Origin of the sequence: Arsenicitalea aurantiaca, from assembly GCF_003994485.1 — a bacterium.
Lineage (GTDB): Bacteria > Pseudomonadota > Alphaproteobacteria > Rhizobiales > Devosiaceae > Arsenicitalea > Arsenicitalea aurantiaca.
This window is the reverse complement of the sequence record NZ_RZNJ01000005.1, coordinates 66533-86055: the sequence shown is the minus strand read 5'-3', so window position 1 is coordinate 86055 and position 19523 is coordinate 66533. Positions and strand designations below refer to the sequence as shown.

The window sequence follows — 19523 nt, the reverse complement described above, 5'->3', positions numbered from 1 at the left end:
AGGCCTGATCTCTTGATCGCTGCGTCAGCCCAGCACGGCCGACGCGATTGCCGACAGACCGACATCCTCGAAGCGGGCGGGCGACCAGCCCGGTTTCTGATCCTTGTCGATAAGCACGGCCCGTACCCCTTCGACGAAATCGTCCCGCCCAACCATCATCCGCGCAAGCCTCAGATCCATGGCGAGGACATCGGCAATGTCGGGCAGGGCGCGCGCCCGGTCCTGTGCGGCGAGGATGGCCGCGAGGCTCGTGGGACACCGCGTCCCGATCACGGCGCCGAGTTCGGGGTCCACATCGGCGATCGCAGCCTCGATCGCGCCTGCCCCGTCGAGAGAAAGCGGGCCCGCGAGCCGGTCCGCCGCTGCGACGAGAACGGGGGGATCGGGATCGATGCCCTCGGCCTGCATGATCGCCACGAGGGCCGCATCGACGTTCTCGGCGTCGGCGGCCGAGCCGATCGCACTGCGGACGCTGTCGAGCCTGGCCGGTGGCACCACGCAATCGGTGAGCCCTAGTGCCCGCGCGTCTCCGGCGCCAACCGGGACGCCCGCCAGCATGAAGAGCAGGGCCCGCTCGCGCGGCGCCTTGGCGAGGATGCACTGAACCCCGACATCGGGAATGAAGCCGATCGCCGCCTCGGGCATGGCGAATTTCGCGCCGGGCGTCGTGAAGCGGAACCCGGCATGGCCGGCAATGCCGAGCCCGCCGCCCATCACCACCCCTTCGGCCAGCGCCACGACGGGCTTGGGATAGGTCGCGATCACCCGGTTCATCTCATATTCGGCGGCAAAGAACCGTGAGGCGGCCTCGAGATCGCCGGCAAGCACATGGCTTCTGATCGCGCGGACATCGCCACCGGCGCAGAAGCCGCGCGGCCCCTTGCCCTCGAAGACGACAACGCGCACGTCGTCATCTGCGCGCCAGGTTTCGAGCGTTTCGATGATGCCGGTAGCCATGCCCAGATCGAGCGCGTTGATCGCGTCCGGGCGGTCGAGCGCAATGATCCCGAGCCGGCCGGCGCGGGCGATGTCGAGATGCGCGTGCGTCAAGAAGCCATCCTGTCGATCTTTTGAGGTTGCCCGTGAGGTAACCGGTTTGGCGAATTGTCGTTCCAATGCCTCGGCGGCAATGCTAGGGCAGAGCGATGACAGCCTCAACCTCACGCTCCATGTCCCGGTCCATGACCAGCCCCATCGCCCTCACCGGCATCGCCAGAGACCTGCGCGCACGCGCCGAGGCCGGCATCCCGATCCGCGTCGGCGTCATCGGCTCGGGCGAAATGGGTACGGACCTCGTCACCCAGGGCGCGCTGATGGACGGCATCGAGATCGCCGCCATTGCGACGCGCCGCCCGCACACCGCGCGCGCGGCGATCGGTATCGCCTATGGCGATGAAAGCCGCGCAGCCGAGGTCGAAAGCCCGTCCAAATTTTCCGCCGCGCTCGAACAGGGCAAGATCGCCATCACCACCGCGGATCGGCTGGTCACCCAGCCCGAGATCGACGTGGTGATCGATGCGACCGGCAAGCCCGGCGTCGCCGCCGACTACTGCCTCACCGCCATGGAGCACGGCAAGCACCTCGTGATGATGAACGTCGAGGCGGACGTCACCATCGGGCCCTACCTCAAGGCCGAGGCGGACCGGCTGGGCGTCGTCTATTCGGTCGGCGCGGGCGATGAGCCCTCCTCCTGCATGGAGCTGATCGAGTTCGTCACCGCGCTCGGCTTGCGCGTCGTGTCGGCCGGCAAGGGCAAGAACAACCCGCTCAATCATTACGCCGTCCCCGACGATTATCGCGAGGAAGCGATCCGCCGGAACATGAACCCGCGCATGCTGGTCGAGTTCGTCGACGGCTCGAAAACCATGGTCGAGATGTGCGCGATCGCCAATGCCACCGGCCTCGTGCCGGACGTGCCGGGCATGCACGGCCCCGCCGCCGACCGCGACCAGATGGTGAAGGTGCTGATCCCGCGCGAGGATGGCGGGATCCTCCACAAGAAGGGCGTCGTCGATTTCACCGTCGGCAAGGGCGTGGCGCCCGGCGTCTTCGTCATCGTCGAGGCGGAGCATCCCCGCGTCATCGAACGGATGGATGACCTCCATATCGGGCACGGGCCCTATTACAGCTTCTTCCGCCCCTACCATCTGACGAGCCTCGAGGTGCCGCTGACCTGCGCGCGCATCATGCTTTACGGCAAGCCCGACATGGTGCCCCTGCCCCAACCGGTGGCCGAAGTCTGTGCGGTGGCCAAGCGCGACCTTGCAGCGGGCGAGACCTTCGACGCCATCGGGGAAACCTGCTACCGCAGCTTCGTCATGACCGTGGCCGACAGCCGGCCCAAGGGTGCTCTACCCGTGGGCCTGCTCGAAGGCGGAAAGGCGCTGGCCCCGATCAAGAAGGGCGAGCTCATCACCACCGCCAACGCCACCCCCGATACGAGTACGAACCTCTATCGCCTGCGCCGCCTGCAGGACCAGATGCTGGGGCTCGGCTGATCCGGCGAAAAGAATCCGCCAACGCGTTGCGGTGCATCAGGTTTTTTGCCGGCCTGCGCATTTAATTGGCACCCCATGCTTTGCTGCCGAGGCCGCTTTTGCGCCACACTCCGGGCAATGGCGTAACCCGCCGCCGGGCCCTAGCGCCCCCATTCAACCGAGTGAGGACGACAATGACTGCTCTGACCCCACGCCTGGCGACCCTCGCAGGCGCCATCGTGATCGCCGGCTTCTCCACAGCCGCCATCGCCCAGGAAGGCCCCCTCGTCACTGCCGACTGGGTGCTCGACAACCTCAACAACGAAAACGTGCGCATCTTCGAGGTCAGCACCGATGTCGGCGTCTATGAGCGCGGGCATATTCCGGGCGCGGTGAACCTGCACTGGCACACCGACCTCGTGGACACCGTGCGCCGCGACATCGTGAGCGCCGAGAATTTCGAAGCGCAGCTGCGCGAGGCCGGCGTCGACGAAGACACCACCATCGTCCTCTATGGCGACAACAACAACTGGTTCGCCGCCTGGGGCGCCTGGGTGTTTGACATCCACGGGCTGGGCGAGGTCAAGCTGCTCGATGGCGGCCGCAAGCTCTGGGAAGAGCAGGGCCTGCCGCTCGATACCGCTACCCCCGAATATGTGGCGACCGAGTTCGCCCTGCCTGAATCCAACACCCAGCTGCGCGCCCGCCTGTCGGACGTGCTCGAAGTGGTCGAGGGCGGCGCCGAAGTCCAGCTGGTCGATATCCGCTCGCCGCGCGAATACAATGGCGAAATCTTCGCCCCCGAAGGCGTGCAGGAGCTCTCGATCCGCGCCGGCCACATCCCGGGCGCCGTGAACTTCCCCTGGGGCAACGCCGTCAACGAGGACGGGACCTTCAAGTCCGCGGACGAGCTGAAGGCCGCCTTCGCAGCGATCGGCATCGACGGTTCGCAGCCCATCATCACCTATTGCCGCATCGGCGAGCGCTCCAGCCACACCTGGTTCGTGCTTTCGCGGATCCTCGGCTACGACGTGCGCAACTATGACGGCTCCTGGACCGAGTACGGCAATTCGGTCGGCGTGCCGATCGCGAACCCAGCCGGCACCGTCTGGGGCGCGCTCTAAGCAGACATTCCCGGCGCCGCACCCCCGGCGTCGGGCCTATCCAGCGAATTAGCGCTGGACATTTCCTCGTAATCCCTGTGACTTGCGGGCGCCCCGGTGCCCGCATTTTTCGTTTTCGTCGCCGAAAAGTCCTGCCATGCCCCAAACCCTGCGCTACGGCCTTGCCGCCCTCATCGTCCTCGTCATCCTCTGGGGCGTGTGGACGCTCAATGCCGGCGGCGTCGCGGACCGTCCGCTTGCGATCTCGCTGATCCTCGGCAGCGCCTTCGGGCTCGTGCTGCAACGGAGCCGGTTCTGCTTTTATTGCAATCTGCGGGACCTCGTGGAGCGGCGCGAGCCGGCAGGCGTCCTCGCCATCCTCGTTGCGCTCGCCATCGGCGCCATCGGCTATACCGCCATCTTCGGGGCCTGGTTGCCGACCCCAGCCATAGAGCGGCTTCCGCCCACCGCCCATATCGGGCCGGTCAGCCTCGTGCTCGTCGGCGCGGCGCTCATCTTCGGGCTCGGCATGGGCATTTCGGGATCGTGCCTCTCGGCCCATTTCTACCGGCTGGGCGAAGGCTCGCCCGTCGCGCCCTTCGCCATCATCGGCGCGGCGGCCGGCTTCGGCATCGGCTTTTACACCTGGAATGAGCTCTATCTCACCTTCATGCAGACCGCGCCTTCGGCGTGGATGCCGCACGCGCTCGGCTATGCCGGCAGTCTCGTGCTGACGCTCTTACTGCTCGCGGGGCTCGCCCTCCTTGCCCTCTGGTGGGGCCGTCCGCGCGCGGGCGAGCCTCTGCCTCCGCTCACAGTGTCGGAGGCCTTCCGGCGTCTTTTCGTCCTGCGCTGGCCCGCGACCTTTGCCGGAGCCGCCGTCGGCGTCATCTCGATCCTCGCCTATTTCCGCGTTGCCCCGCTCGGGGTGACGGCCGAACTCGGCTCGATCGTGCGGACGGGCGCCGCCTCGCTCGCTGTCCTGCCCGAGCGGCTGGTGGGGCTCGATGGCTTTCGCGGCTGCGCGACCGTCATCAAGGAGGCTCTCCTTTCCAATAACGGGCTCTTCGTCCTGGGGCTGATCTTTACCGCCTTCGCCTCGGCGCTGATCGCCAACCAGTTCACGCCGCGCCTGCCCAATGTCAAAGACGTGTTCCGCGGCCTTGCCGGGGGCGTGCTCCTTGGATGGGGCGCCATGACGGCGCTCGGCTGCACGGTGGGGGTACTGCTCTCGGGCATCCATGCCGGCGCCGTTTCGGGCTGGGTGTTCCTCGGCTTCTGCGCCCTCGGCGCCATCCTGTCCATGCCCATCGGCAGGCGGCTCGAAACCCGCTCGGCCTGAACGCCATCGCAAGAGGAGGAAGACAATGTCGCAAAAGGTCAGGTGGGGGATCATCTCCACAGCCAATATCGGGCTCGAGAAGGTCGTGCCCGCCATCATGAAATCGCCCAGCTCCGAAGTCGTCGCCATCGCCTCGCGCGATGAAGCCAAGGCGCGCGCCGCCGCGGACCGGCTCGGCATCGAGAAGGCCTATGGCAGCTATGAGGCGCTGTTTTCCGATCCCGACGTCGACGCCGTCTACAACCCCCTGCCCAACCATCTGCACGTGCCGATGACACTCGCCGCCGCCCGGGCCGGCAAGCATGTGCTCTGCGAAAAGCCGATCGCGCTCGATACCGCCGAAGCCGAGCAGCTGCGCGAAATCCCCGACGGGATCGTCTTTTACGAAGCCTTCATGGTGCGCTTCCATCCCCAATGGCTGCGCGCCCGCGAGATCGTGCGCTCTGGCGAACTGGGCGAGATTCGAGCCATCAACTGCGTCTTTGCCTATCACAATGTCGACCCGGGCAATGTCCGCAACCAGGCCGATATCGGCGGTGGCGGCATCATGGATATCGGGTGCTATGCGATCACCGGCTCACGCTTCCTGTTCGAGGCCGAGCCGCTGCGCGTGGTCTCGCTCGTCGATCGGGATCCCGAGTTCCGCACCGACCGGCTCGCCAGCGTCATCGCCGATTATGGCAATGGCCGCCAGCTGACCTTCATCTGTTCGACCCAGGCCGTGCCGCACCAGAAGATCGAGGTTTTGGGCACCAAGGGCCGGGTGGAAATCCTCATTCCGTTCAACGCGCCTGCCGATCAGGCGACCGCCATCCTCGTCGATACCGGGCTTGCGCTCGGGGGGACGATGGCGCGCCGCGAGATCATCGCGCCTTGTGACCAGTATACCGAGCAGGCCGAAGCCTTCGCCCAGGCGGTGCTCGGCAAGAAGCCTCTCGGCTATGGCGTCGAGGACGCGATCGCGACCATGAAGGCGCTAGATGCGATCTTTGAAAGCGAGAAGACCGGGGGCTGGGCGGAGGTCTGATCCTGCCCAAACCGGGGCCTGATCCGGCAGCTGCGGCCGGCACGTACCTGCCGCAGCCAACACCAGGGACTTGCGCTTGACCGACACCGTCCTCGTCACCGGAATCTCGGGCTTTGTGGGCGGGCATGTCGCCCTCTCACTGCTCCAGGCCGGCTATCGCGTCCGCGGCAGCGTGCGGAGCCTCAAGCGCGCCGATGCGGTGCGCGCCACCCTCGCTGCAGCCGGCGCCGAGACCGAGCGGCTCGAATTCGTCGCGCTCGACCTTCTCGATGATCGCGGCTGGAGCGATGCGGTGCGTGGCTGCCGCTACCTCCAGCACGTCGCCTCGCCCTTCATCCTGGGCGAACCGAAGGACCGCATGGACCTTATCCGCCCGGCGGTGGACGGAACCCGTCGCGCGCTCGAGGCGGGCCTTGCAGCAGGTGTCGAGCGGATCGTCCTCACCTCCTCGATCGCGGCGGTGATGTATGGCCATCCCGGATCGCGCACGTCCCCCTTCACGGCGGCAGACTGGTCACTGACCGAAGGCGGCGACGTCACCGCCTACACCGAATCCAAGACCCGCGCCGAGCTCGAAGCCTGGTCCGTGATGGAGGCCGCGGGCCGGCGCGGCGACCTCGTCGCGATCAATCCGACGGCGATCTTCGGGCCGCTTCTCGACGAGGATCCGGGCACGTCGGCGCTTCTCGTCAAGCGTCTGCTCGATGGCTCGATCCCGGCCGCGCCCCGCTTCTCGCTCGGCATCGTCGACATTCGCGACGTGGCCGAACTGCACCTGCATGCGATGACCACCCCGGATGCGGGCGGGCGGCGCTTTCCCGCCTCGCCTGAAACGCTCTGGATGATCGAGATCGCCGACATCCTGCGCACCGCTTTTCCCGAGCGCGCCGGCCGCATCCCACGTTTTCGGGTCCCCGACATGCTCGTGCGGATCGCTGCGCTTTTCGACAGGGACGCCCGCGCCAATCTGGCCGGGCTCGGCATCAGGCGCGGGGTCGATTCGCGCGACGCCGAAGTCCTTCTCGGCCGCCCCTTCATCTCGCCCAGACTCGCCCTGACCGCGACGGCACGCAGCCTGATCGAGAAGGGCCTCGTCTGAACCCGCTCATCGCCATGGCGCGAAAAAAGGGCTAGGCCAAGCCCGCGCAATTGGGTAGAAAACGTGCCGACTGGAACGGGGCTGTAGCTCAGTTGGGAGAGCGCGTCGTTCGCAATGACGAGGTCAGCGGTTCGATCCCGCTCAGCTCCACCAGTCCAGCCTCCCTGCTTGAATATCGATGGGCTGGCCGTGTGCACATTGCGTGTCGCGGGCGCGGCCGCATTGCATTGCGCCCTGATCGCGACCTGTGCAGGCCGGTGGACAAGTGCATCAGAATGAAACGGAACTCGTCCACTCCGCTTCAAACAAAGCCTGATGCGGCCAACAAATTTCTCGAAAACTTCGATCAGCAGTTGTCAAAAGGGTCGCGCGTGTAATTATTCGCGCGGGCGAAGCTGTCATCCGACGCGAAGGAGCGGCGTGGATGGACATTCGGTTCGTGCGGTTTGTGCGGACCGTGCTACTCGCCCGGAGGTGATCGCCGGCGGCACGAATCCGCCGGCCCGACGACAACAATGCCAGGACCCTGGCACACGAGGAGGACTATCATGAGCAATATCAAACGCCGGACCGTGCTGGCCGGGGGCGCTGCGCTGGGTGCGGCCGCCTTCCTGCCTTCAGTGTCCTTTGGCCAGTCCAATTATCCCAATCGTCCGCTGACCATGGTCGTCCCCTGGGGCGCCGGCGGCGGTACCGATGCGACCGCTCGCATCATCGCATCCATCGTCGAGCAGCGCCTCGGCCAGCCGATCAACGTCGTCAACCGCACCGGCGGCGCGGGCGTCGTGGGCCATTCGGCCATCGCCACGGCGCCTGCCGACGGCTACACGATCGGCATCATCACGGTCGAGATCGCCATGATGCATCACCAGGGCCTCACTGACCTCGACCCCGAGAGCTATACCCCGCTCGGGCTCGTCAACATCGATCCGGCCGGCATCCAGGTGAGCTCGGACAGCCCCTACACCACCCATGACGAACTGGTCGAAGCCCTGCGCGCGGCGCCTGCGGGCCAGTTCACCGCCTCGGGCACCGGCCAGGGCGGCATCTGGCACCTCGCGCTGATCGGCTGGCTGCAGAGCCTCGGGCTCGAAGCCAACCACGTGACCTGGGTTCCCTCCGAAGGCGCGGCCCCTGCCATGCAGGAACTTGCCGCCGGCGGCGTCGACATCGTCACCTGCTCGGTTCCCGAAGCTCAGGGCATGATCGATGCCGGTCGGGCACGCAGCCTTGCCATCATGTCGGCCGAGCGCTCGGACAACTTCCCCGACCTGCCGAGCCTCGGCGAGCTCGGCATCGAGTACTCGATGGGCGCATGGCGCGGCATCGCGGCGCCCGCAGGCCTTCCCGATGACATCCGCCAGGTCCTGACCGATGCGGTCGCGGAAGCTGCGGCATCCGACACCTATATCGAGTTCATGGACGGCCGCGGCTTCGGCGTGCGCTACCTGCCGCCCGAAGAGCAGGCGAGCTTCATGATGGAAGCCGACGCCGCAATGGGCGATGCCATGGCGGCAGCCGGTCTGGCCCAGGGCTGATACCCGCATCCGCTAACGGGCCCCGCCCCTCAGGGGGCGGGGTTCGCTGCTTCGACGGGGGAGTCTCCATGCGTTTCAACGATGCCGTCCTGGGCGCGGTCTTCATCGCCCTTGCGCTCTACATGATCATCACTGCCGCCGGCTTCCCGAGCTTTGCCGGCCAGCCCTATGGGGCAAGCCTCTTTCCCACCGTTATGGGCGGCGGGTTCCTGATCGGCGGCGCGCTCCTCGTCATCCGCGGCCTGACCGCCGCAGGCCGCGAAATCCCGGCCTTCACCGCGGATCCGGCTCTGCTCGTGCCGCGCAACGGGATCTCGGTCGCACTCATCGTCGGCGCCATCGTCTTTTACGTCGTGCTGGCGGACACGGTCGGGTTCATCCCGATCGCCCTCGTCATCCTCCTCGGGCTCTTCCTCTGGTTCCGGGTGAAAGTGGTCACGGCCCTCCTGCTCTCGGTCGCCGTCACCGCCCTCAGCTTCTGGTTCTTCGCCATCATGCTGCGCGTGCCCCTGCCGCGCGGCTGGCTCACCGGCATCGTCTAGGAGACCGAGATGGACGTCATCCTTTCCGCCTTCAGCCTCATCGGGGACCCGCAGGTCCTCCTGGTCGTCATCCTGTCGGCTGCCTTCGGCATGTTCGTCGGCGCCATGCCGGGCCTCACCGCCACCATGGCCGTGGCGCTGCTCGTGCCGATCACCTTCTTCATGGCGCCGGTGCCAGCGCTTGCCGCCATCGTGACGGCAAGCTCGATGGCGATCTTTGCCGGCGACATACCCGCGGCCATGCTGCGCATGCCGGGCACGCCGGCCTCGGCGGCCTATACCGACGAATCCTATGCGATGGGCCGCAAGGGGCTGCTCAACCTCACCCTCGGCACGAACCTTCTGGTCTCGGTCATCGGCGGGCTCATCGGGGTGGCGGCGCTCATCTTCGCGGCGCCCGCGCTGGCCGAAGTCGCGCTGCGCTTCACCGCCTTCGAATATTTCTGGCTGACGGCACTCGGGCTCTCCTGCGCCATCTTCATCGCCTCGTCCGATCCGCTGAAGGCCATGCTCTCGCTCCTCATCGGGCTCTCGCTGGCGACCGTCGGCATCGATCCCACCGCTGGGGTGCAGCGCTTCACCTTCGGCAATGTCGAGCTGATGGGCGGCATCAACTTCATCCCCGCCATGATCGGGCTCTTTGCGATCTCCGAGATCATGCGCGGGGCCATGCGCATGCAGAACACGACGCCCGACATGCCGCCGCAATCGGGGCCGGTCTTCAAGGGCGTCGGCAAGGTCATCTGGACCTACAAGAAGAACGTCGCGCGCGGCTCGATCCTCGGCACGATGATCGGAGCGCTGCCGGGCGCCGGCGCCGACATCGCGGCGTGGATCTCCTACGCGGTCTCCAAGCGGTTCTCCAAGGAGAAGGAGAAATACGGCACCGGACACATCGAGGGCGTGGTCGATGCGACGGCCGCCAACAACTCCTCGGTGGGCGCCGCGTGGATCCCCGCGCTGGTCTTCGGCATCCCCGGCGATTCGATCACCGCCATCGTCATCGGCGTGCTCTACATGAAGGGCATGAACCCCGGGCCCACCGTGTTCCTCGAGAACCCGCAATTCATCTACGCGGTGTTCATGATCTTCATCGTCGCCAACCTCGTGATGATCCCGATGGGCTGGGCGGTGATCAAGGGCGCGCGCCCGATCCTGCGCGTGCCCCGGCAGGTGCTGCTGCCCATCATCCTCATCTTCTGCATCGTCGGGTCGTTCGCGATGACCAACTCGATATACGGGGTGGTGCTGATGCTGGGCTTCGGGGTGGCGGGCTGGCTTCTTGAGGAGAACGGCTACCCGGTCGCCCCGATCATTCTGGGGCTCGTGCTCGGGGGCATGTTCGAACGCACCTTCATGAGCTCGATGCTGCGCACGGGCGGCGACCTTCTGGGCTTTTTCGAACGCCCGATCGCCGCGACCCTAGGGGTGATCACCCTCTTGCTCTGGGCCTTCACCATCTTCCGCGCACTGCAGGCCCGCGGCCGGCCCTCGGCGCCGATCCTGCCGGGCGGCGCCGGATAGGCTCTTGCGGGCGGGACCATGGTTCCGCCCGCCCACTGGACAGACGTGCCCGCTTGTGGGCAGTTTCGGGTCCGCAGAAAGGACCCATTCATGACCGATCCCCGAGCCGCAGCCGAAGCGGTGCTCGCCCATGTCGATGCCAATCTCGAGCAGAGCCTGAGCCGGCTCGAGGCGCTGCTGCGCATCCCCTCGATCTCGACCGAACCGGCTTTCGCCGCGCAGTGTCGCGCCGCCGCCGAATGGCTGCGCGCAGACCTTCAAGGTGAGGGCTTCGAGGCTTCGCTGCGCGATACAGAGGGACACCCCATGGTGGTCGCGCACGACAAGGCCGCCGAGGGGCCGCACGTGCTCTTTTACGGCCATTACGACGTCCAGCCGGTCGATCCGCTCGATCTGTGGCACACCGACCCCTTCGAGCCGGTCCGGCTCGTCCAGCCCGACGGGGAAACCCATATTTCCGCCCGCGGCGCATCGGACGACAAAGGCCAGCTGATGACCTTCGTCGAGGCCTGCCGAGCTTGGCGCGCCGTGACCGGCAGCCTGCCGGTCAAGGTAACCATGCTCTTTGAAGGCGAGGAGGAGGCAGGCAGCCCGAGCCTCCTGCCCTTCCTCGAACGCACCGGCCCCGAGCTGACCGCGGACATCGCCCTCGTCAGCGATACCGACATGTGGGACAAGCAGACCCCCTCGATCGTCACCATGCTGCGGGGGCTCGTCGGCGAGGAGATCGAGATCACCTGCGCCGACAAGGACCTGCACTCGGGCATGTTCGGCGGGGCGGCGCGAAATCCCCTGCAGCTGCTGTCCGAGATCATCGCCTCGATGCGCAATCCCGACGGTTCGGTCGCGCTCGAGGGCTTTTACGACGACGTCGCGGAATTGCCTCCCGAAGTCGCCGAGCAATGGAAGCGCCTTCCCTTTTCGGATACCGACTTTCTCGCCGGGGTCGGGCTTTCCGTGCCCGCCGGCGAAACGGGCCGCACGGTTCTCGAGCAGATCACCTCGCGCCCGACCTTCGAAGTCAACGGCATGATCGGGGGCTATACCGGCGACGGGTTCAAGACCGTCATTGCCTCGAAGGCTCGCGCCAAGATCTCGTTCCGCCTCGTTTCGGGGCAGGATCCTGACAAGATCCGGGAGGCCTTCCGCGCCCATGTCCGCGCCCGCCTGCCCGCCGATGCGAGCGTCACCTTCCATGCCCATGGCGGCAGTCCGGCGATCGCCGTGCCCGCTGACGGTCCGTTCCTCAACAAGGCACTGGGGGCGCTCGGGGCCGAATGGGGTCGAGAGGCGGCGATCGCGGGGTCGGGCGGATCGATCCCCATCGTCGGCGCCTTCAAGCGGCAGCTGGGCATGGACACGCTCCTGATCGGCTTTGCGCAGATCGACGACCGCATCCATAGCCCCAACGAGAAGTACAACCTGACGAGCTTCCGAAAGGGCATCCGCTCCTGGGTTCGGGTGCTCGCGGCGTTCGCTCAGCGCTGAAAACTGCGGTCAGCCGGCATCCACCGGCTGGCCGCCGATCTGCTGGACGGCGGCGCTCCCGGCCTCGATGCCGGCAAGCAGGCATTCGGCCGCGCTCCCGCCCCGCAATTGGAGCGCAATGAAGCCCGCGGCGAAGGCATCGCCAGCGCCGGTCGTGTCGATGGCCTCCACTGCCGGCGCTGCAAGGGACAGGGCGATCCCGTCCCTGCCCCCGAGCATGGCGCCCGCTGCACCGCGCTTCAGCACCACCTGGGCATAGTGCTGCCCGAGGGCCTCCATCTGCGCCTGAGGTTCGCTCTCCCCGGAAAGCAGAAGCGCTTCGGCTTCGTTGGCAAAGAGCATGTCTGCGCCCTTGGTCCAGGAGAGGAACGCTTCGGCGCCGACCTCTTCGAGAAAGCCCACGGACGCGGCATCGACGGCGCGCGCAACGCCTTGCCCCGCGGCTGCCGCCAGCAGCGCCACGACGGCTGCCCGCGGTCCGGGCGAGAAGAAGCTGTAGCCCGAGACCATCACGAACCCGATGGATTGCAGCAGGTCGGGCGTGAGATCGTCTTCACAAAGGTTGAGGTTCGCGCCCCGATCGGTAAAGAAGCTGCGCTCCCCGCCCGGATCGACGATGGTGACGAGGACGCCCGTGGGCTTTGCCTCATCGCCCGCGAGCACCGGCACGACCCCGAGCCCGCGGAAATAGGCCTCGTACATGCGCCGGTCGCTTGCGCCGACGCGCGCGGCGAAATCGACCGGAGCGTCCATGCGCGCAAGCCAGACCGCCTGGTTGGCGCCCGACCCGCCCGGGCGGCTGGTGATGGCGGCACGACGGTCCGAGCCGCGCACCAGTGCGCCCTCGGCCATCACGATGATGTCGGTCATCACATCGCCGATGACGAGCACCCGGCTCCCGCCGGTCATTGCGCGCTGTCCGCCTGCTGAAGGGCAACCGCTATGCGTGCGGCGAGCGCCGCGTTGTTTTTGACGAGCGCGATGTTGGCCCTGAGGCTGCGCCCGCCCGTGAGCTCGAAGATGCGCTTGAGAAGGAAGGGCGTCACCGCCTTGCCGCCAATGCCCTGTGCGCTTGCCTCCTCGACGGCCCGGCCGATCACGGCGCCGATCTCCTCAGGCTCGAGCGCGTCGGCTTCGGGGATCGGGTTGGCCACGAGCACCCCGCCCATGCCGAGGGCCTTCTGGAGCGCGATGATCTGCGCCACCGTTTCTGGATCATCGACCCGCTGATCGACGCCATGGCCGCTTTGGCGCGCCCAGAAGGCAGGAAAGCTGTCGGTGCCGAAGCCGAGCACCGGCACGCCGCGCGTTTCGAGCACTTCAAGCGTCTTGGCGATGTCGAGGATCGATTTGGCGCCCGCGCAGACCACTGCGACCGGCGTGCGACCGAGCTCGTCGAGATCGGCCGAAATGTCGAAGCTCGTTTCAGCGCCCCGGTGCACCCCACCGATGCCGCCGGTCGCAAAGACCGCGATGCCCGCCATCGCCGAGATCTGCATGGTGGTCGCGACCGTCGTGCCGGCCAGCCCCCCTGTTGCGAGGAGGCTCGAAAGGTCCCTCCGCGATGCCTTCGCCGCACTGGTTCCGGCACGGGCCAGCGCTTCGAGATCGCCATCCTCGAGCCCGACGCGCAGGCGTCCGTCCATCACCGCGATGGTCGCAGGCTCCGCGCCATTTTGCCTCACCACGGCCTCGACCTCGCGGGCCATTTCGAGGTTCTGCGGATAGGGCATGCCATGGGTGATGATGGTCGATTCGAGGGCAACGACCGGGCGTCGCGCATCAAGAGCGGCCGAAACCGCTGCACTGGTGGTCAGGAGGGAGGAGGTCATGGCGCTGCTTTCGGGGGGTGTGCGTGATCTGGCGTCAGTTGACGTATGGGGCACACCGACGTCAAGCGGGCGTGAAATCGCACCGCTGGCGTCCCGATCCGCCTTGTGGCGGCGGTGGTTTTTGACTAGCGTGCCCACAAGCCTGCAGACGAGAAGGGTTACTTCACTGGACAAGATCATCATTGGTTGCGCCCAGCGCGCGAACCGATACGCACCCGGCTCCGGGTTGATCGCGAACCCATTGAATCCCAGCGTTGCCACGCGCTGCTTGGCCACCACCCCATCACATCCAATCGAGAGCCGGCCAGTCGCCGGATGATCTTGGTCGAGCGGCAGCGGGTAACCCTGTCCACCGGCCACAGAGACGCCCTGCACAGGAGACGCACTTCATGAGACGCCTTATCGCCCCCGCACTTGGCGCCCTTCTGGTGGCGACCCCAGCCCTTGCCCAGGAAGAGCCGGTGGTCAATGTCTACAACTGGTCCGACTACATCGCTGAAGACACCATCGCCAAGTTCACCGCCGAGACCGGAATCCAGGTCAACTACGACGTCTTCGACAGCAATGAAGTGGTCGAAGCACGGCTTCTCGCCGGCAATTCGGGCTATGACGTCGTCGTCCCCTCGGGGTTCTTCCTCGAGCGCCAGATCCAGGCCGGGCTTTTCCAGCCGCTCGACAAGTCGAAGCTCCCCAACCTCGCCAACATGGACCCCGAGATCATGGAGGCGACCGCCGTCCACGATCCGGACAACACCTATAGCGTCGACTACATGTGGGGCACGACCGGCCTCGGCTACAACGTGGCAGCGATCGCCCAACGCATGCCCGATGCGCCGACTTCGAGCTGGGACATGGTGTTCGACCCCGAGGTGATCGCCAATTTCGCCGATTGCGGCGTAGCCGTGCTCGACGCGCCGACCGAAATGATCGCGGCGGCCCTCAACTATCTCGGCCTCGACCCCAATTCCGAGGATGCGGACGATCTGGCTCAGGCCGAAGCCCTCTGGCTCTCGGTCCGTCCTTCGATCCGCTATTTCCACTCCTCCCAGTACATCGACGATCTGGGCAATGGCGAAATCTGTCTCGCCGTCGGCTATTCGGGCGACGTCTTCATCGCGCAGGCGGCCGCAGCCGAAGCCGATGCTGGTGTCGAGATCGAATATTCGATCCCCGAGGAAGGCGCAGTGCAGTGGTTCGACCTGCTCGCCATTCCTGCGGACGCACCGCACCCGGATAACGCGCACAAGTTCATCAACTTCGTGCTCGATGCCCAGATCGCGGCCGACATCACCAATTACGTCTACTATGCGAGCGGCAATCTGGCCGCCCTCGAGTTCGTGGACGACGAGATCAAGAACGATCCCGCGATTTATCCGGTCGGCGAGGCAGCCGAGAAGCTTTTCAGCCTGCGCGCGCACACCCCGCAGTTCGATCGCCTCTTGACCCGTAGCTGGACCCGCATAAGAACCGGCCGGTAAGACAGAAGCGGCGGGCTCCGGCCCGCCGCACCGCTTGAGGGACGCCCCAGAGTGAAGAAGCCCCAGACCGCAGCCGACACCCGCCCCTGGCGCGACCCCGGCGCGAAACCCTTCGTGCGGATCCGCAACGTCACCAAGAAGTTCGGGGACGTCTTTGCGGTCGATGATGTGTCGCTCGACATCTTCAAGGGGGAGCTTTTCTGCCTGCTCGGCGGATCGGGCTCGGGCAAGTCGACGCTGCTGCGGATGCTGGCCGGCTTCGAGGATCCCACTTCGGGGTCAATCGAGATAGACGGCCAGGACATGGCGTCGGTGCCGCCATATCGGCGGCCGGTCAACATGATGTTCCAGTCCTACGCGCTCTTTCCCCATATGAGTGTGGAGGCCAACATCGCCTATGGCCTCAAGCGCGATCACCTTCCTAAGGCCGAGATCGCCGACCGGGTCGCCGAATTGCTGCGGCTGGTCAAGCTCGAGCCCTATGGCAAGCGCAAGCCCCACCAGCTTTCGGGTGGTCAGCGCCAGCGCGTCGCCCTTGCTCGCGCACTCGCCAAGCGTCCCAAGCTGCTGCTGCTCGACGAACCGCTCGGCGCGCTCGACAAGAAGCTGCGCGAGGAGACCCAGTTCGAACTGGTGAAGATCCAGGAGACCCTCGGGGTCACGTTCATCGTGGTCACCCACGACCAGGAGGAGGCGATGAGCCTTGCCACGCGCATTGGGGTGATGCGCGAAGGGGCGATCGCCATGATCGGCGAGCCGACCGACGTCTATGAATTCCCCAATTCGCGCTTCGTTGCCGGCTTCATCGGGTCGGTGAACATGTTCGAGGGCGTGGTGGTCGAGGACGAGCCCGACCATGTGCGGATCCGCTCGACCGAGGCGGGCTGCGACATCTACGTCAACCATGGCGTCGACTGCGCGCCCGACCAGGTCCTCTGGTTCGCCATAAGGCCCGAAAAAATCTCTCTCAGCCGCGAAAGGCCAGAGGGCGACGCCAATATCGCCAAGGGCATGGTCGAAGACATCGCCTATCTGGGCGACATGAGCGTCTACCAGGTGATGCTCGACTCGGGCAAACGCATCCGCGTCACCAAGGCCAATGCGCTGCGCGGTGATCCAGACGCGATTTCGTGGGACGAGGAAGTCTATGCCCATTGGGGCGGCAATGCCGGTTCGGTGCTGACCTCATGAGTGAGACGGCGACCAGCGCATCGCCTTGGCGGCCCTGGCGGTTCCTCAGCCGCCGGCTGAACGCGATCGGCCTGACGGGCAAGGGTCTCGTGATCCTCGCGCCGACGCTCTGGCTCGTCGTCTTCTTCCTCGTGCCGCTCGTGATCGTGGGGCAGATCTCGCTGTCGCTGATGGCCTATGGCCAGCCGCCCTACGAGCCATTGCTCACCTTCGGGGCGGACGGCACGGTGCAGCTGACGCTGCATCTGTCGAACTTCCTCTTCCTGCTCTCCGACAGCCTCTACATCAACGCCTACCTGAGCTCGCTGCGCGTCGCCTTCGTCTCGACCGTGATCGCGCTCCTCATCGGCTATCCCATGGCCTATTATATCGCACGGGCGCCCGAGAAGTACCGGCACCTGCTGCTGATGCTGGTCATCCTGCCCTTCTGGACCTCGTTCCTCCTGCGCGTCTATGCCTGGATCGGCTTCCTGCGCGGCAATGGCGTCATCAACAATTTTCTCATGTGGACAGGGCTGATCGATGCGCCCATCACCATGCTGCAGACCGATTTCGCGGTCTATGTGGGCATCGTCTACACCTACCTGCCCTTCATGATCCTGCCCCTCTACACGAGCCTCGTGAAGCTCGACGGCACGCTGCTCGAAGCCTCGGCGGACCTGGGCGCAAAGCCCTTGCGCACATTCCTCTCGGTCACCCTGCCGCTATCCATGCCGGGGATCATCGCCGGGTCCATGCTGGTCTTCATCCCCGCCATCGGCGAATACGTCATCCCGGCGCTTCTGGGCGGGCCCGACACGCTGATGATCGGCCGGGTGCTCTGGGACGAGTTCTTCTCCAACCGTGACTGGCCGGTGGCGTCCGCCGTCGCCGTCGCCATGCTCATCGTCGTGGTCGTGCCGATCATGCTCATGCAAAGGGCGCAGGACGCCGTGGTGGAACGCCGATGATGCGCCGGGGCTGGTTTCTTCCGATCGTCGCGGCGCTGGGCTTCGTCTTCCTCTATGCGCCTATCGTCTCGCTCGTCGTGTTCTCGTTCAACGAGAACCGGCTCGTTACCGTCTGGTCGGGCTTTTCGCTCCGCTGGTATACCGCGCTCTTTAGCGACCCGCAGATCCTCGGCGCGGCATGGCTCTCGCTGCAGATTGCCTTTGTCGCCGCCTCGATCGCGACCGTGCTCGGCACGCTCTGCGCGATCGCGCTCGTCCGCTTCAAGCGTTTCCGCGGACGCACGGCGCTGACCGGCATGGTGTCCGCCCCGCTCGTCATGCCAGATGTCATCACTGGACTATCGCTGCTGTTGTTGTTCGTTGCCATGGAGGCTGCATTCGGCTGGCCAGCGGGGCGCGGCATGCTGACCATCATCCTCGCCCACTCGACCTTCTGCATGGCCTATGTGACGGTGGTCGTGCGCTCGCGCCTGTCGGATCTGGACCTCAGTCTCGAGGAAGCCGCGCAGGATCTGGGCGCAGGCCCGGTGCGCGTCTTCTTCGACATCACGCTTCCCATCATCGCCCCGGCGCTGGTCTCGGGTTGGCTTCTGGGCTTCACGCTTTCCCTCGATGACCTCGTGATCGCGAGCTTCGTCTCGGGGCCGGGCTCGTCCACCCTGCCTATGGTGATCTTCTCCAAGGTCCGGCTAGGCGTCAGCCCCGACGTCAATGCGCTCGCAACCATCATCATCGGCATCGTCGCGGTCGGCGTCGTGGCGGCAACCCTCATCGGTCGCCGCCGCCCTGCAAGCAGCAGCTAGATAAAGAGCAAAGGGCGCCGCCGCCTCGTTGCCTAGAGCCGGACCGCCTCGCCGGTCGCACGCGAGCGCGTCGCAGCCTCGGCCAGTCGCTGCGCCATCAGCCCGTCATGCCCCGAGGCGCGCGGGCTCTCCCCGGTCTCGAGGCAGTCGAGAAAGCGCTCGATCTCGCGCCGATAGGCCTCGCCATAGCGCTCGATGAAGGAAAAGGGGATCAGATCCTCCCGCCAGCCGGTTTCATCGGCCTTTTCCAGCGTGGTCAGATGCACGTTTCCGGCCCGCAAAAGCCCTCGCGATCCATGCACTTCGATGCGCTGGTCGTGCCCATAGCTGGCGCGGCGGGAATTGGTGATGACGCAGATCTTGCCCGAGGCCGTCTGCATCTGAACCGATGCGGTATCGACATCGCCGGCCTGACCGATCGCGGGATCGACGAGATTGCCCCCGAGCGCATGAACGAGCACCGGCTCCTCCCCCAGGAGGAACCGCGCCATGTCGAAATCATGGATCATCATGTCCCGGTAGAGCCCGCCCGACCGCTCGATATAGGAGACCGGGGGCGCCGAGGGATCGCGGCAGGTGATGGTGACGATTTCCACCTCGCCGATCTCCCCTTCGCGGATGCGCTTTTCGAGCGCCGCAAAATTGGGGTCGTACCGGCGGTGAAATCCGATCATCAGCGGCACGCCTGCAGCCTCGACCACGGGCAGGCACGCCTCGATGCGCTCGACCGAAAGCGAAACGGGCTTTTCGCAGAGGATGGCCTTGCCGGCGCGCGCCACTCTCTCGATGAGGTCGGCATGGGTGTCCGTCGGCGTTGCGATGAGGATCGCATCGACGTCGGGGGCCTCGATCACGGCATCAACGTCGGATGCTCTTGCGCCAACCGCATCGGCAAGCGAGGCTGCTGCATCGGGCAGCGCGTCGGCGACATAAGCAACTTCCGCCCGCCCCGACCGCGCCAATGTCAGCGCATGCACCCGCCCGATGCGGCCTGCGCCCAGAATACCGAACCGCGTCATCCCATCCCTCCCCGCCATTCCATTTGGAATGAATATTCCAAATTCTGCTGCTGCAGAATTGACGTTTCATTTATCGAGGCATACAAGAGGTCCGAGGGCAAGTCCAGAGC

17 protein-coding genes and 1 tRNA gene are annotated in these 19523 nt (G+C 66.0%); 14 read left to right on the top strand and 4 right to left on the bottom strand.

Annotation, left to right across the window (positions count from 1 at the left end):
- Positions 1 to 24: 24 nt before the first annotated feature.
- Complete coding sequence (locus EMQ25_RS14360) at positions 25 to 1050, bottom strand: enoyl-CoA hydratase/isomerase family protein (protein WP_158626091.1); 1026 nt, start codon at positions 1048 to 1050, stop codon at positions 25 to 27.
- A 95-nt stretch (positions 1051 to 1145) separates the two neighbouring features.
- On the opposite strand from EMQ25_RS14360, the gene EMQ25_RS14355 reads away from it, so the two are divergent.
- The 10 genes from EMQ25_RS14355 to EMQ25_RS14310 all read left to right on the top strand — a co-directional run bounded on the left by EMQ25_RS14355 (position 1146) and on the right by EMQ25_RS14310 (position 12140).
- Positions 1146 to 2498 carry an NAD(P)H-dependent oxidoreductase gene (locus tag EMQ25_RS14355; protein WP_425290244.1) on the top strand — a complete coding sequence of 451 codons (1353 nt, stop codon included), beginning with the start codon at positions 1146 to 1148 and terminating at the stop codon, positions 2496 to 2498.
- A 173-nt stretch (positions 2499 to 2671) separates the two neighbouring features.
- The gene (locus tag EMQ25_RS14350) at positions 2672 to 3601 is read left to right on the top strand and encodes a sulfurtransferase (protein ID WP_127189292.1); all 930 of its coding nucleotides are present in this window, start codon (positions 2672 to 2674) and stop codon (positions 3599 to 3601) included.
- 136 nt (positions 3602 to 3737) lie between these two features.
- Positions 3738 to 4922 carry a YeeE/YedE family protein gene (locus EMQ25_RS14345; protein WP_127189291.1) on the top strand — a complete coding sequence of 395 codons (1185 nt, stop codon included), beginning with the start codon at positions 3738 to 3740 and terminating at the stop codon, positions 4920 to 4922.
- Positions 4923 to 4947: 25 nt separating this feature from the next.
- The gene (locus EMQ25_RS14340) at positions 4948 to 5949 is read left to right on the top strand and encodes a Gfo/Idh/MocA family protein (RefSeq protein ID WP_127189290.1); all 1002 of its coding nucleotides are present in this window, start codon (positions 4948 to 4950) and stop codon (positions 5947 to 5949) included.
- 76 nt (positions 5950 to 6025) lie between these two features.
- Positions 6026 to 7048, top strand: coding sequence for an SDR family oxidoreductase (locus EMQ25_RS14335; protein WP_158626090.1), 1023 nt, complete (start codon positions 6026 to 6028; stop codon positions 7046 to 7048).
- 77 nt (positions 7049 to 7125) lie between these two features.
- Positions 7126 to 7201: transfer RNA gene (locus EMQ25_RS14330), tRNA-Ala, on the top strand.
- Between the two features lie 395 nt (positions 7202 to 7596).
- Positions 7597 to 8586: a tripartite tricarboxylate transporter substrate binding protein gene (locus EMQ25_RS14325; protein WP_127189288.1), complete on the top strand. Its 990-nt coding sequence runs from the start codon at positions 7597 to 7599 to the stop codon at positions 8584 to 8586.
- A 68-nt stretch (positions 8587 to 8654) separates the two neighbouring features.
- Entirely contained in the window at positions 8655 to 9128 is a 474-nt protein-coding gene (locus EMQ25_RS14320; protein ID WP_127189287.1) for a tripartite tricarboxylate transporter TctB family protein, read from the top strand.
- 9 nt (positions 9129 to 9137) lie between these two features.
- Positions 9138 to 10652 carry a tripartite tricarboxylate transporter permease gene (locus EMQ25_RS14315; RefSeq protein ID WP_127189286.1) on the top strand — a complete coding sequence of 505 codons (1515 nt, stop codon included), beginning with the start codon at positions 9138 to 9140 and terminating at the stop codon, positions 10650 to 10652.
- Positions 10653 to 10742: 90 nt separating this feature from the next.
- Positions 10743 to 12140, top strand: coding sequence for a dipeptidase (locus EMQ25_RS14310; RefSeq protein ID WP_127189285.1), 1398 nt, complete (start codon positions 10743 to 10745; stop codon positions 12138 to 12140).
- A 9-nt stretch (positions 12141 to 12149) separates the two neighbouring features.
- Here the strand turns inward: EMQ25_RS14310 and EMQ25_RS14305 are convergent, their stop codons facing one another.
- Entirely contained in the window at positions 12150 to 13049 is a 900-nt protein-coding gene (locus EMQ25_RS14305) for a carbohydrate kinase family protein (protein ID WP_127189284.1), read from the bottom strand.
- Entirely contained in the window at positions 13046 to 13972 is a 927-nt protein-coding gene (locus EMQ25_RS14300; protein WP_127189283.1) for a pseudouridine-5'-phosphate glycosidase, read from the bottom strand. Before EMQ25_RS14300 ends, EMQ25_RS14305 begins: the two co-directional genes overlap by 4 nt.
- A gap of 389 nt (positions 13973 to 14361) precedes the next feature.
- Here EMQ25_RS14300 and EMQ25_RS14295 point away from each other — a divergent pair, with 389 nt between their 5' ends.
- From EMQ25_RS14295 to EMQ25_RS14280, 4 genes are read left to right on the top strand one after another with little or no spacing between them, the layout of a single operon-like run.
- Positions 14362 to 15450: a polyamine ABC transporter substrate-binding protein gene (locus EMQ25_RS14295; protein ID WP_127189282.1), complete on the top strand. Its 1089-nt coding sequence runs from the start codon at positions 14362 to 14364 to the stop codon at positions 15448 to 15450.
- 51 nt (positions 15451 to 15501) lie between these two features.
- Entirely contained in the window at positions 15502 to 16641 is a 1140-nt protein-coding gene (locus EMQ25_RS14290; RefSeq protein WP_127189281.1) for an ABC transporter ATP-binding protein, read from the top strand.
- Positions 16638 to 17591: an ABC transporter permease subunit gene (locus EMQ25_RS14285; protein ID WP_127189280.1), complete on the top strand. Its 954-nt coding sequence runs from the start codon at positions 16638 to 16640 to the stop codon at positions 17589 to 17591. The genes EMQ25_RS14290 and EMQ25_RS14285 overlap by 4 nt, the downstream gene beginning before the upstream one ends.
- Complete coding sequence (locus EMQ25_RS14280) at positions 17588 to 18394, top strand: ABC transporter permease subunit (RefSeq protein ID WP_425290243.1); 807 nt, start codon at positions 17588 to 17590, stop codon at positions 18392 to 18394. Before EMQ25_RS14285 ends, EMQ25_RS14280 begins: the two co-directional genes overlap by 4 nt.
- 32 nt (positions 18395 to 18426) lie before the next feature.
- Here EMQ25_RS14280 and iolG read toward each other — a convergent pair whose 3' ends face one another.
- Positions 18427 to 19413 (bottom strand): inositol 2-dehydrogenase, encoded by a 987-nt coding sequence (iolG, locus tag EMQ25_RS14275; RefSeq protein ID WP_127189279.1) that lies wholly within the window; start codon positions 19411 to 19413, stop codon positions 18427 to 18429.
- Between the last annotated feature and the right edge of the window lie 110 nt (positions 19414 to 19523).